This is a genomic window from Paenibacillus sp. FSL R5-0701, from assembly GCF_037973995.1.
In the GTDB taxonomy this organism is placed as follows: domain Bacteria; phylum Bacillota; class Bacilli; order Paenibacillales; family Paenibacillaceae; genus Paenibacillus.
Map to the genome: position 1 here is coordinate 5,743,046 of NZ_CP150230.1, position 13,412 is coordinate 5,756,457.

Annotated in this window: 14 protein-coding genes and 1 riboswitch; of the genes, 5 read left to right on the top strand and 9 right to left on the bottom strand. The window is 43.7% G+C overall.

Going from position 1 to position 13,412, the window contains the following annotated elements; all coding sequences use genetic code 11:
• Window positions 1–24: 24 nt before the first annotated feature.
• Complete coding sequence (locus MKZ13_RS25350; RefSeq protein WP_339185451.1) at window positions 25–666, bottom strand: NAD(P)-dependent oxidoreductase; 642 nt, start codon at window positions 664–666, stop codon at window positions 25–27.
• A gap of 524 nt (window positions 667–1,190) precedes the next feature.
• On the opposite strand from MKZ13_RS25350, the gene MKZ13_RS25355 reads away from it, so the two are divergent.
• Window positions 1,191–1,568: a hypothetical protein gene (locus MKZ13_RS25355; RefSeq protein ID WP_221823572.1), complete on the top strand. Its 378-nt coding sequence runs from the start codon at window positions 1,191–1,193 to the stop codon at window positions 1,566–1,568.
• A 476-nt stretch (window positions 1,569–2,044) separates the two neighbouring features.
• Here MKZ13_RS25355 and MKZ13_RS25360 read toward each other — a convergent pair whose 3' ends face one another.
• Complete coding sequence (locus tag MKZ13_RS25360) at window positions 2,045–2,401, bottom strand: iron-sulfur cluster assembly accessory protein (RefSeq protein WP_036605753.1); 357 nt, start codon at window positions 2,399–2,401, stop codon at window positions 2,045–2,047.
• A 628-nt stretch (window positions 2,402–3,029) separates the two neighbouring features.
• Between MKZ13_RS25360 and mqnE the strand changes: the two genes are divergently transcribed.
• Together mqnE and MKZ13_RS25370 are read left to right on the top strand one after the other, a co-directional pair.
• On the top strand, window positions 3,030–4,136 hold the full coding sequence (gene mqnE, locus MKZ13_RS25365; protein WP_047841294.1) for an aminofutalosine synthase MqnE: 1,107 nt from the start codon (window positions 3,030–3,032) through the stop codon (window positions 4,134–4,136).
• A 233-nt stretch (window positions 4,137–4,369) separates the two neighbouring features.
• Entirely contained in the window at window positions 4,370–5,431 is a 1,062-nt protein-coding gene (locus MKZ13_RS25370; RefSeq protein WP_036673332.1) for an NAD(P)/FAD-dependent oxidoreductase, read from the top strand.
• Here the strand turns inward: MKZ13_RS25370 and MKZ13_RS25375 are convergent.
• Window positions 5,428–5,682 (bottom strand): YuzB family protein, encoded by a 255-nt coding sequence (locus MKZ13_RS25375; RefSeq protein ID WP_036605750.1) that lies wholly within the window; start codon window positions 5,680–5,682, stop codon window positions 5,428–5,430. The genes MKZ13_RS25370 and MKZ13_RS25375 overlap by 4 nt on opposite strands.
• 80 nt (window positions 5,683–5,762) lie before the next feature.
• Between MKZ13_RS25375 and MKZ13_RS25380 the strand changes: the two genes are divergently transcribed.
• On the top strand, window positions 5,763–6,008 hold the full coding sequence (locus MKZ13_RS25380; protein WP_053783253.1) for a NifU family protein: 246 nt from the start codon (window positions 5,763–5,765) through the stop codon (window positions 6,006–6,008).
• Between the two features lie 138 nt (window positions 6,009–6,146).
• Here the strand turns inward: MKZ13_RS25380 and MKZ13_RS25385 are convergent, their stop codons facing one another.
• Window positions 6,147–6,926, bottom strand: coding sequence for an SDR family oxidoreductase (locus tag MKZ13_RS25385; RefSeq protein WP_339179134.1), 780 nt, complete (start codon window positions 6,924–6,926; stop codon window positions 6,147–6,149).
• Between the two features lie 212 nt (window positions 6,927–7,138).
• On the opposite strand from MKZ13_RS25385, the gene MKZ13_RS25390 reads away from it, so the two are divergent.
• Window positions 7,139–8,098: a DUF2167 domain-containing protein gene (locus tag MKZ13_RS25390; RefSeq protein ID WP_339179137.1), complete on the top strand. Its 960-nt coding sequence runs from the start codon at window positions 7,139–7,141 to the stop codon at window positions 8,096–8,098.
• 119 nt (window positions 8,099–8,217) lie between these two features.
• Here MKZ13_RS25390 and MKZ13_RS25395 read toward each other — a convergent pair whose 3' ends face one another.
• The 5 genes from MKZ13_RS25395 to MKZ13_RS25415 form a co-directional block, all read right to left on the bottom strand.
• The gene (locus MKZ13_RS25395; RefSeq protein WP_339179139.1) at window positions 8,218–9,057 is read right to left on the bottom strand and encodes a MetQ/NlpA family ABC transporter substrate-binding protein; all 840 of its coding nucleotides are present in this window, start codon (window positions 9,055–9,057) and stop codon (window positions 8,218–8,220) included.
• A gap of 75 nt (window positions 9,058–9,132) precedes the next feature.
• On the bottom strand, window positions 9,133–9,792 hold the full coding sequence (locus MKZ13_RS25400; RefSeq protein WP_339179142.1) for a methionine ABC transporter permease: 660 nt from the start codon (window positions 9,790–9,792) through the stop codon (window positions 9,133–9,135).
• The gene (locus tag MKZ13_RS25405; protein WP_339179145.1) at window positions 9,793–10,827 is read right to left on the bottom strand and encodes a methionine ABC transporter ATP-binding protein; all 1,035 of its coding nucleotides are present in this window, start codon (window positions 10,825–10,827) and stop codon (window positions 9,793–9,795) included.
• A 126-nt stretch (window positions 10,828–10,953) separates the two neighbouring features.
• Window positions 10,954–11,095: riboswitch (SAM riboswitch) on the bottom strand.
• Between the two features lie 136 nt (window positions 11,096–11,231).
• Entirely contained in the window at window positions 11,232–11,948 is a 717-nt protein-coding gene (locus tag MKZ13_RS25410) for a Cthe_2314 family HEPN domain-containing protein (RefSeq protein WP_221823580.1), read from the bottom strand.
• A gap of 192 nt (window positions 11,949–12,140) precedes the next feature.
• On the bottom strand, window positions 12,141–13,064 hold the full coding sequence (locus MKZ13_RS25415; RefSeq protein ID WP_260632920.1) for a heme A synthase: 924 nt from the start codon (window positions 13,062–13,064) through the stop codon (window positions 12,141–12,143).
• Between the last annotated feature and the right edge of the window lie 348 nt (window positions 13,065–13,412).

The window sequence follows — 13,412 nt, forward strand, 5'->3', positions numbered from 1 at the left end:
GTTCCATATTATAATCTAAAAGTGTTACTTCACTTCGCCAACAACGGTAAAGCGCTCGTTTTTGTGTTGTGGATTTTCGATCTCATCAACCAAAGCAATCGCATAGTCTGCATAGCTGATGTAGCTGTTGCCTTCGCTATTCACGAGAATAACGTCGTTGCCTGCTTGATATTGGCCGGTGCGTACGCCTTCTGGATTAAAGAATCCAGCCGGGCTCAAGAATGTCCATTGAATACCTGAAGATGCTTGCAGATCCTGCAAGTTTTGGCCTTGGTTCGTTGCAGTTGCTTTATAAGCATCAGGGAATCCTGGGGATTCAAAGACACGCAATGTTTTGGACTCGTCTGTGAACAAGCTTCCTGCTCCACCCACAACGATCAGACGAGTGTTTGGTGCATCCTTCAGGATGTTGATCAACGCTTGTCCTACTTCCACATGAAGGTTTTCTTTACCCGCTGGTGCACCAAATGCATTTACAACCACATCGAATGCTTTAACATCTTCTGCTGTAAGATCGAATACATCTTTCTCCAGCGTATTCAGGCTTTTATCTTCCAATTTGGATGCATTACGAACGATTGCCGTTACTTTATGCCCTCTGTCTGCCGCTTCTTTCAAAATCACACTTCCTGCTTTGCCTGTTGCACCAATGATTGCAATGTTCATCATGATCTCTCCTTTAAATTATCGATATTGTTTATGTTTGAACTTTATATTGTAACTATAGTTGTTACAACTAGGTTTGTCAACTCTTCTCGCTCAGACAGTATTCTTATTAAAGGATACCCACAAACTGAACTCAATCTTCTAATTTATAAAGATATGAATAAAATCACTTCGATATTTTTCCTGTTTTATCCATTTACAGACTATGAAAAAGAGCGTAGTTATAGAGTTTTCCACATACAACTATAAAAATGACATTTTAATCTGGAATAGATAACCTTAGATTATATGAAAAAAATGACACATATTTTACAATATTTTTCCATCATATATATGTTACATTATATATGTGGGATGGGATATAAAAGAAAAAAAGTAAATATAAGGAGGTTTAATTGATTTTATAATTTAAGTTTACTCTTTTGCATTTGTTTGTAATCAGAGATAACTCTATTTCATCTCACTCGGTGATTTTACTCATTTTAGCGAATTATAATCTATTCAAAAAAAAGGAGAGTTTAGCCATGTTAAAAAAATTCATCGCAACATCCGTAGTTGCATCGATGTTAATCCCTGTTTCTGGAGTCTTTGCTTCTGAAGATGTTAGTAATACAGTAATCCAACCTACACAGGCAACATCTATCACTCAAGAATTACCTAATTCAGATGTATCCATACTGGCTCTATCTTCATACTATAGAGTGAATGACTATTCTAATTTTAGAAAAACACCTTCACCAACTGGAGTAAATATTGGTTCGCATGTTTACGGAGATGTAGTTTATGGCGGAACGGAAAGTGTTGTTGCAGAAGGGATGACATACCTCTATGTCTATAGTTACAAATATCAAGCCTGGGGATGGATTCAGAATTATTATCTCGACAAAATCGTGCAGCCATAATTCAAATGAAGTTAATTAGCTAAAGAATATTTTGGAGAACAACATATTAACTAATGTAAAGTACTGATTGCAACTTACAACTTCAATCAGTACTTTTTTTGTTTCAGCGATACTTACATATTGTTATAGAAAACAGGACTGAAATTAGAAAAACCTTGAGTGGTTGTTTTAATCTATATCATTCGAATTTCTATGTACATTAGAAAAATAGTGGTGATTTCCGCCTCAGAGTGGAACCCTTCCTTTTTTCGGACCATAAAAGAAAGACCTCCACAACGTAATTAGTACGAGACTAATACGTCATAGAGGTCGTGATTCACAACCCTGAAATGGCATTTCAAGGATTGATAACGTTCATCTTCCCGGGTTGTTAACCTACCGAAATATCTGCGCAATTCACAATCTGCACTGGTAAGGCTACCGTTACATGCTTGCGTCCGTTATCCGTTACCGAATGCGCTCAAACCCGCGCCAGTTTAACAATCTTTATCAGGTACGCCCGCGTCTTCCTTCGTACGGAAAGAAGATCCACAACCACAAGTGGCTACCGCGTTCGGATTATGGATAGTGAAACCACCCGTCATACCGGACTCTTCAAAATCAATTTCAAGTCCATCCAGGTATTTCAGGTTTTCCTTCTCGACTACAACCTTCATGCTCTGAATATCCATATACAAGTCCTCATCGGACTCTTTATCGTCAAAGCCCATGGCGTACGAAAATCCGGTGCAACCGCCCGGTGCTACGCCAAGACGCAGGAACATACCAGGTGTCTCTTGCTGTGCAAGCATCTCTTTCAATCTGTCAGCAGCCGTTTCGCTGATGTTAATCATGCCAGGTCACTCTCCTTTTTCATATAAAATCATGTTCAAAAGGGCGCTTTTCAGTACCAAGAAGATGGGATGAAGATAGAAATGGAGTAGCGGAGCGTAGGCAAAACTACGTAGCAACGGACATTTCGGCTGAATCCCATATTCGACGCTGAGATGCCTCTAGGCATCCTTCGTAATCAAAAGCGTACTTTTTGAACAACCTTTCATTAACTCTTCTTTAAATTATACTCCACCCCGTCAAGGGTCTCAAGTCATGTTTGCCTCTTTCCGCGTTCCCCCTCTACTCCTTTTTCTTCCCAGTGTATTGAACCCCCGCGACACGAGGTTTATAATGAATAGGTGGTCGCACTGAAATGTCGATATTTTGTCATGACTTATTCAGGTGACGATCATATATAGAGTTGTAATTTTTTTCACATTTCGAGACTGTCCGCAGTCCCCAATGCATATAGAGTCACAGGACTCACTTTAATGAAAAAATTAGCTTTACGTACGCAGCACACGCTGCACCGGGTAAATAAGAGTTAGTCCATATAAGAAGGCGGCAGTTGACCGCATCTTTGCTATGTAGTTCTGTATACAGATCCTACACACAACTCAAATCCGGTTAAGAACAGGAGGAAACAGTATGTCTACATTGGTAACACCGTTCACAGACAAAAGAATGGCTGAAATCGTTGAGAAAGTGCAGAACGGCGTAAGGCTGAACGTAGAAGACGGCGTATATCTGTATGAAACAGATGATCTGCTGACTTTGGGCCAGCTGGCCAATGAGGCCAACTTGCGGAAAAATGGTAAGAAAGTATATTTCATCGAAAACATGAGTCTTTATTTTACGAACGTATGTGAAGCCCACTGCGCTTTTTGTAATTTCCGTAAAGACCAGGGTGAAGAAGGCTCCTATACATTATCTGGTCAGGAAATGATCGATTATGTAGAACAGCATATTCATCCGGGCGTGCGTGAGTTCCATATTGTAGGCGGACATAATAACCATGTTCCTTTTCAGTATTATGTCGATTCCCTGCGTGCTTTAAACGAGAAATATCCGGATGTTACGCTGAAAGCCTACACGGCAGCCGAGATTGATTTCTTCACCCGCATCAGCGGACTCAGTATTAAGGAAGTTCTGCAGGAGCTGCAAAAAGCAGGTCTGAAAACATTGACTGGTGGCGGCGCTGAGATTCTGTCGGATGAATATCGCAAAAAAATGCGTGTAGACAAAGCGAACGTCGATCGTTATCTTGAGGTGCACCGTACTGCTCATAACCTGGGCATGCGTACACATACTACGATGTTGTATGGATCGATTGAATCCTATGAGGACCGGGTCAACCATATGGTGCAGATCCGTGAATTGCAAGACGAGACCAACGGATTCATGGTCTTTATCCCGCTTTCCATGCAGCCAAAAAGTAAAAACGCGAGCATTATGCGTCGTAACTCGGCTTATGAGGATCTCAAAACAATTGCGATCAGCCGTCTGATGCTGGATAACATCGATCACATCAAAGCATACTTCATTAATATCGGTCCACAGCTAGCTCAAGTTGCCCTTGGATTCGGTGCTTCGGATGCACACGGCACAATCGTCCGCGAACGGATTAGTCATGCGGCAGGTGCACTCACTCCTGAAGGCCTTACACGTAAAGAGCTCATATGGCTCATTAAGGGTGCAGGACGTATTCCGGTAGAACGTGATACGTTCTACAATGAAATTCAAGTGTACGAATAGGATATAACTCCATCACAACCAATATTGCACCAGCACCACTCCAGAACGCAGCTTTCATTATAGGGAGACGTTTGAATTCGAGTGGTGCAAACTGCTGAATAATATCTTCAATTTTCAACGTCTACTTTTTAATTATTCAAAACCAAACAAAAGGAGCAGCTATGTTATTGCATAGCTGCTCCACAGTTTACAGCCCCATTTCAGTGGGACTGATGCAGAAAGGAAGCCGAGTCATGAAAAATTTCGTCATTCTTGGAGGCGGTTATGGCGGCCTCACCATCATCAAGGAACTTCTGGAGGGTAAAATTCCATCCGATACACAAATTATTTTGGTGGACCGCAGCCCCTTTCAGGGATTAAAGACCGAATATTACGCACTCGCAGCAGGAACCGTATCTGATTATGACCTGCGTATCCAATTTCCAGTGAGCGATAAAGTCACTTACCGTTATGGAGAAGTTACTTCGATTGACCTGGAACAGCGTCAGATTGAATTTGAAGGCCAAGACCCGCTCGTGTATGACAAACTTGTCATTGGACTTGGTTGTACGGACCGTTTCCACAATACACCAGGTGCCGAAGATTATAGCTGTACCATTCAGAGCTTTAGCAAAACACGCGAGACCTACCTTCGCCTTAATGAAGTCAAAGCCTATGGCAATGTGCATATCGTAGGCGGTGGACTAAGTGGTGTCGAGATGGCAGCCGAACTTCGTGAGAGCAGACCGGATCTAAACATCAGCATTTTGGATCGTGGTGAACGTGTATTATCCGCTTTCCCGCAACGTCTATCCGTGTATGTGCATGAATGGTTCAACGAACATCAGGTAGAGACACGCGGGCATATCGCCATTTCACGTGTTGAACCTAATGCTATCTATAACCGGGATGAACAGATTCTAACGGATGCTGTCGTGTGGACTGCAGGCATTCAGCCCGTAAAAGTGGTACAGGATCTGGACGTGACCAAAGACCCTCAAGGACGTGTCGTCCTGAATGAATACTACCAAATCCCGGAATATACCGATGTGTATGTCGTTGGTGACTGTGCCAGTGTACCTTATGCACCTAGCGGTCAAGCTGCGGAAGTACAGGGTGAGCAGATCGCCCATATTCAGCATGCCCTCTGGAAAGGCGAAAAGCCCAATCCACATCCACTCAAGCTTCGTGGCACACTGGGTGCACTCGGCAAGAAGTCTGGGTTTGGGCTGATGGGCAAAACGTCCATGATGGGACGTGTACCTCGTATTTTGAAAAGTGGTGTGCTCTGGATGTCCAAGCGCCATCTCGGTTAGTCGAGATCGAGCTCGTCCCAGACATCGGCTTCGGCAATTTTGGCCAGAATGGCGTTATATAGATCTTCCACTTTGTCCGTGATGACAACTTCACCATTCACCAGTGCAAATGGAGTCATGGAACATTGGCCGCAGTTGGTGAGGCAGCCGTATTCAATCACGTCATAGTCTGGATTTTCTTCCAGTTGATCCATGACTTCATCTGTGCCAAAATGCATATTATTGGCACAAAATTCAATAATCGGTCTCATTTAGGTTCACCTGCTTTGTTTGACCATTTTAATTTGTGGCCATTTGTAATATAATATAGGAAGGAAAGGAGTTGAACAATATGAGCGAAAACGCACAAAGCACCATGTATGATGAGGTATCTGATGTGCTTGATAAACTTCGTCCGTTCCTGCAGCGCGATGGCGGTGACGTGGAACTGGTCGACGTGGAGGACGGCATCATTAAGCTGAAACTGGTCGGTGCCTGCGGCAGTTGCCCAAGCTCCACCATTACCTTAAAAGCCGGGATTGAACGTGCCCTTCTCGAAGAAGTAGAGGGTGTACAAGAAGTCGTACAAGTATTCTAATCAATCCTTCACGAAATAAACCTCAAGAGCCTTTCGCTTCGCATGAAGCGGAGGGCTCTTTTTTTGTGTGCATATGCAGAGAGTCCATTTCATCTGTCCCTTTGACGGGTTTCCACGTACAATCCTTCAATTCACCTTTTAAGTATCCTCGCGCTGTATGGTTGGACGAATCGGATCAAGTCCTCCAGATACATCCATAATGTTGCCTGTTATAAAATCGGAATGATCAAGGCACAGATACGTAATCACTCGTGCAATATCTTCACCGCTGCCTGGTCGCCCTCTTGGCGTTTCGACATCGGTGATGCCTGCCATTTCATCAATCGTTTTCTCTTTGTTCGCACCACGAATGTCACCTGGACATACCATGTTAACCGTAATTCCATACGGGGCTTCTTCAACCGCGAGTGTCTTTGTAAAAGATACCAGACCCACCTTGGCAGCCGCATATACGGCGCGATGAGGCCAAGATCTTGCTTCTCCAGCATGACTGAAGCCAAAATGGATAATGCGTCCCCATTGCTTGCGTCTCATCTCTGGCAATACACGCTGATCCAGTAACATCGGTCCCAACAGATTTCCCTGCACAAGCATCTGGACCTCAGCTTCAGAATAATCCGCAAATAATCGTCGTTCACGGACAAATGGACCCGCGTTATTCACCAAAATATCAATGCTGCCCAGGTTGCCTTCCACCTGCTCAACCAATGAAGAGATATCTTCCACCTTGGATATATCAGCCTGGATGGCAATGCACCGCACACCCTTGGCTATAATCTGAGCCTTTAAAGCCTCAGCTTCTGTTCTGCTGTGTACATAGTTAAGGGCAATATGACACCCTTGATCTGCCAGACTGAGGGCCGTCATTTTACCAAGACCTTTGGCACTTCCCGTTATGAGGGCAATCTTTCCCTTCACGTTCATCCCCCTCTTCAAAGAGCAGTCACTATCCAGTATAAAAGATTTATCGTCCTCCTACAACTCACTTATCCACAAGGGATTATCCACCTTTAATTCCAAATATATCTTGATTGAAAACAAACACCTATGGTACTGTCGAGGATATAACCCGAAAGGACCTCTACATGAATATGAAGAACAAAAGATGGATAGCATTTCTTACACTTTTAATGTTGAGTTTATTCACAGTCTTTAGTGCCTTACAGGTATCAGCCGCAAATGAGACTGAACAAGCACCTGATGAGTATGATTGGATTACTGGACCAGCATCTGTCTCTCTGGACGGTAAGGCCACCCTGGAAGTCCCTGAGAGCCATTCCTATCTGGATAAGGCCAATACCCAACGCTCGATACTTAACAGTGATAGGAAGCCTAACGGGAATGAAATCGGAAGCCTAACCAGCAATAGTGAATTCGGCTCGTGGTATGTTGTGTTTGAGTACGTGAAAACAGGTCATATCCATGATGACGATCAGAATTTGAGTGCCGAAGAACTATTAAGCAGTTATATCCGAGGCACAGAAGAAGATAACAGAGAACTTGATCCTGAATATAGAACGTACATAACGGGGTGGGAAATCGAACCGGCATATGACAGTACCAAACATCAGTTGGTTTACTCCCTTGGTTTCAAGAATGCTGATCAGCAAGCCATGGTCAATTACAATGTAAAACTCCTGACGCGTGAAGGGTACATTACAGCCATTCTGGTTACAGATACGGCCAACTTTCAACAGAGCCGCCAGGCATTCGAGGAAACTGTCCTTAATCAAATTAGTATCAATGCAGGATATACCTACGAGGAGTACAATGCTTCGACTGACAAAACATCCACCATAGGGCTCAACAGTCTTCTGATGGGCGGGATCGGGTACACGGCTTCCCAGAAATTCAGTGCTCTTCTTTTGCTCAAAAAAGGATGGGCTTTGATCCTGGTTGTCCTTCTTGGGCTAATCGGTTGGATCAGATACAAGATCAAAAGCTCACACGCAGAAGAAGAGAAACTCTCTCCCTCCGAGAGGACGTACCTGCAAGAAGCAGATGAGCAGCAGTATGCTGATCAGAATGAATTATCCTATTACCGCCAATCTGGACATCACTCTAGCGCTGATAAACCGGAAAAACTCTGACTTAAGTTGATCCCCACGTCAGCACCCACTTAGGAAACATAAAATAAGCCGTATATCTCTTCTGGAGAGATATACGGCTTATTGTTAATAGCTTCACATCATATCATACATATTGTGAATTATTCAGTTGCAGGTTCAACTGCACCTTTATAACGTTCTTTGATGAATGTTTTCACTTCTTCGGAGTGCAAAGCAGCAGCCAGTTTTTGGATTGCATCTGCATCCTTGTTGTCCTCACGGGAAACGAGGATGTTTGCGTATGGGTTACCTTGCAGATCTTCGATCAGCAAAGCATCATTCGCCGGATTCAGGTTCGCTTCAAGCGCATAGTTAGCGTTGATGAATACCAGATCCGCTTCATCCAATTGACGAGGCATCATGGCTGCATCCAGCTCAATGATATCCAGGTTCTTCGGATTGGCTGTGATATCTTGAATCGTAGATGAAATATTTGTGTTGTCTTTCAGCGTAATAATACCTTCCTTCGCGAGCAGCAACAGTGCACGTCCACCATTGGATGGGTCATTTGGAATTGCTACTTTTGCTCCGTCAGCCAATTCATCCAAAGACTTAATCTTTTTGGAGTATCCACCAAAAGGTTCAACATGAACAGGCGTTACAGAAACGAGGTTGAATCCACGTTCTTTATTCTCTGTGTCCAGGTAAGGCTGATGCTGGAAGAAGTTTGCATCCAATTTTTTGTCAGCAAGTTGCTGGTTAGGTTGTACATAGTCATTAAATGTAACGACTTGCAAACGAATACCTTGTGCTTCCAGTTCAGGCTTGATGCTTTCCAGAATCTCTGCATGTGGTGTAGGTGAAGCTCCAACTTTCAATTCAACCGTGCGTGGTGCACCTGCTGAATTGTCTGCGCCGCTATCCGAGTCCTTGTTGTTTCCGCAAGCTGCGAGAACCGCAATCAACATAAGACTAAGTAAAGCAAAAGACCATTTTTTCATGTGTAAAACCCCTTCTCTAGTCATTTTTGTCATGTGGCATCCGCATAAATGCATATCCATCATGTTATCTATGTGTTATTTCCTGGTGAAAAATGTAACCAAGCGATCTCCAGCCATCTGGAGAATTTGCACTAGAATGATCATCGACACTACGGATATAATCATGATTTCATTTTGATAACGGAAGTATCCATAGTTGATTGCCAGTGTTCCCAGTCCTCCACCGCCAACCATGCCCGCCATCGCCGTATAGGAGACGAGCGTAACAATGGTGATCGTTATACCAGCAAGCAGTCCAGGCAGTGCCTCAGGCAGTAACACCCGTCTTACAATCTGTCCGGTCGATGCACCCATCGACTGTGCCGCTTCAATGACACCCCGATCAACTTCTCGCAACGTTGTCTCCACCAATCGAGCAAAGTAAGGAGCTGCTGAAATAACTAAAGGTGGTATAACACCTAACACTCCTGTAGCTGTACCAACGAGTATACGAGTGAATGGAATAAGAGCAACAATCAATATGATAAATGGGACTGAGCGCAGAATATTAACAATAAGTGATAGTATAGTGTACACTGCCCGTGACTTGATCGAAGAAGATCTAGCCGTCATGAACAGCAGAACTCCGAGCGGCAAACCTAAGATAACGGTAAACAAGCCTGATACACCCAAAATTTGCAGTGTCTCTATGGAAGCTTTACCAACCTCTTCCCAGCGTACGGTTGAAAAATCCATCTAACGAAGCACCTCCACATCAAGTCCCTCAGCGGTTAATTCTGATATCGTCCGATCAATCGCATTTGAATCACCCTCGAACCGAACGGTCAGCTGTCCATAAGGAACCTGTTTAATCGTAGAGATTGTTCCTTGCAGGATGGCAAAATCAACACCCGTCTTACGTACCGTCCTGGACAGAATCGCTTCATACGTTTTGTTACCCAGAAAAGATATCTTCACAAGTTTGGAAGCAACACCTGCCTGCAATTCAACGCCTGCATTCGCCAGAGCGGTCTCTTCCAGAGCAAGTCCAGCTTCATGGTCACGCATCATGAAGTCCCGCGTAATCGCATGTTTCGGCTTCAGGAACACGTCTGTTACAGGTCCCTGTTCCACAATGCCACCTTGATGAATAACAGCTACCTTGTCACAGATGTTCTGAATGACATGCATCTCATGTGTAATCAGTACAATCGTGAGGTTGTACTTTTCATTAATGTCGAGTAATAACTTCAGGATTGAATTTGTCGTCTGCGGATCAAGTGCCGAAGTAGCCTCATCACAGAGAAGTACATTTGGATCACTTGCAAGTGCTCTTGCAATCCCTACACGTTGTTTCTGGCCACCCGATAATTGAGCCGGATATTTGCTGCTATGGTGTTCCAGACCAACCAGTGCCAGCATTTCCTTCACTTTGCGATCAATGGCTTCCTTGGGTGTATTCACAAGCTTTAGTGGAAAAGCTACATTGTCATATACCGTTGCCGAGGATAACAGATTAAAGTGTTGAAAAATCATCCCGATTTTGCGTCTCTGTTGCTGCAATTCGGTTTTGCTCAGTTCAGTCAGGTTGATTCCGTCAACCCATACTTCACCCTCCGTAGGCCGTTCCAGCAAATTAATACAGCGAATCAATGTGCTTTTGCCCGCTCCGGAATGACCAATCACTCCGTAGATTTCGCCCTTTTGGATGCTCAAATTCAGCTCGGACAACGCTGTTGTAGATTTTGCCCCTTTGCCGTACGTTTTCGTTAAACCTTTTAATTCAATCAATCGCACTTGCCCCTTTCCAACCACCTACATGTATCTTTACCCGATCTAAAGGAAAACTCCCCTTAAAGTACAAAAAAAGAGCCCTTTGCAGATACAAAGAGGGCTCTTTACGTGAAAGAATATACCTTCTCATCTGCCAAAATCGTGTCTTGCACCATTTTGTAGGAATTAGCACCTAACATCTATAACGAATGATACATGTATCATGTCGTTACAAATCGGTTGCCGGGCTTCATCGGGCCTGTCCCTCCGCCGCTCTCGATAAGAAATATGTTGTTGTAGGATTTTATAAGTTCATGTAGTTTATGCTTTATAATGTGAACGTAACTTTTGAAATATCAGTTCAATCTTTGTCACTGTAACATTCTAATTGAAACTCAGTATATTCCAAGTATTCCGATTTGTCAAAGGGAATTATTTCTTTTCCATATTTTGTTGATATAACTATAAGAGGCTGTTAACGTTTCACAGACCATATCCACGCCCTGACGCATTTCCTGCACATGCTGATTCAGATCCTCCAATTTCACTTTACCTTGCAGGGTCTGATGTAACTGCCACAGATCATCATGCATTTCAGAGTTCATGTAGTGAATTTCCATATTACGTCGTTTGCGCAGCTTGCTCATCGGTTCACGATAAGAGTCCTTGATCTGTATTAATTGCAACGCAAGATCATGATGCTCCCTCGCATAATCGAACTGCCTTAACACCGTAAAATAAGAAAAATGCGCTTTGGTATTGGAAGTATTCAGCTGGAATATTTCATTTAATACCGTGCCCACTTTATCCAGAATGGCAAAGCAGCGGATAAAGCCATCTTTGTAGAAATACACATATCGGGCATACTCGGCTTTTTCAGTCGGCGTCATATCGTTCGTTGAACCTGCAACGACCTTTTTGCGAAAATGAGCAGCAGCGAAACAGCTTTGCTCCAGTTCATCCAGTGAGGAGATGAGTCCCTGCGTCCACACATACAGCTTTCGATAGTCATGCGTGGGATCATGGTCTACATGCATTTGTCGCTGAAATAGCTCAAGCGTATGCGCCATTGCGTCCATCGCTGCCTTCAATTTACCTTCGTTTATACGTGGCTTTTCCCCCAACAACGTTCGTAGCATATCTAACCTCCTCTTTTCCAAATCAACAAGAATTCATCACCGTAAACGTAAAAACATCATCCATTCCGTGTAATTGCTGCATGCCATAGGTTGCCCTGATCCCACTGACATCAAACAAAGTCCACCTGTCCAATGATGTACATCACTGGATGGTGGACTTTCATGTTTAGCCCAAAAGAATGGAGCTATGTCTTAGAATCGATTAACCGGGCGATGCAGCTTGTACACCAGGAAACTCATATACGTTAAGATTCCGAACAATAGGGCAATATCCAGCATATGAGCAAGAGCTACGAACATGTATACTTCCGGACGGTTCATTGTCACCATCATGAAAATACCAATGACTACTTGCATCAGAATAAGAACAACGGATACCACACCAAGAGTACGCATTTCCTTGTTGTCCGGATGATTACGGTAAGCGAAGTGACCCAGGATTGCGATAACAATCACGAGCGACGCAGCTGCTGCACGGTGAGCAAAAGCAACCGCTACCCCACCTGAAAGCTCAGGAATAATCTGCCCGTTACAGAGCGGAAATCCGGAACATCCGCCGGCAGAATCCGTGTGGCTCACAAATGCACCCGTGTATACCACGAGATATGTGTAAATGGTGGAGAACCAGACCAGATTCCTGAATTTTTTAGTGACCCGAGGGTATTTATTCAGGCGCTCCAATCCACCATCTTTGGCCTCCTGCCTTATGCCCAGCGCCATCATTAGGGAACTGGCAAAAGCAATCAGTGCAAAGCCGAAATGCAGTGCCATGACTGCTGAAGATTGGGAGAAGACGACGGCAAAAGCCCCCATGATTCCCTGGACGATAACAAATACCAGAGTTAAGAAAGAAAACAATTGCAGGTCACGGCGTGACTTGCCGAATCGCAGAAAAGCCACAAACGAGGCAATGGACAACAGTCCAGCCAGTGCACTTACAGCGCGATGGGAATATTCAATGAGTGAAGCCACAGTATGTGCGGGAACGAGTTTTCCGTTACATAAAGGCCATTCCGTTCCGCAGCCAAGGCCCGATTCCGTTTTGGTTACAATGCCTCCACCAAAAGTGGCCAGAAACATGACAAGACAGGTTAATACGGTTAACCATTTAAACAAAGTTAAGTGTTTCAATTTTTTCTCACCCGCTGTTGGTTTAAGATGGCGAAGAATATTCTCCGCTTGTTTCGGTACTTTGACACTTATTTCACAACTAAATTCATTATACCGGATAAAATGTTCATTGACGTCGCGCTTTGTGACAAAATGTTAACGTCTGGTGAAATAATGACCCACAGGTCATTGGTGATATGTACAGAAACGTTTCTTATATAGAACAAGTCGAACACACAAACGCCATTTCCCTATTTCAAGAGAAATGGCGTTCTTTGTATTATACCCTTTTACAACATGAACCTCTCATACTTTTATATAAGTTCAATGAAACATTTACACAATAGCGGAGAG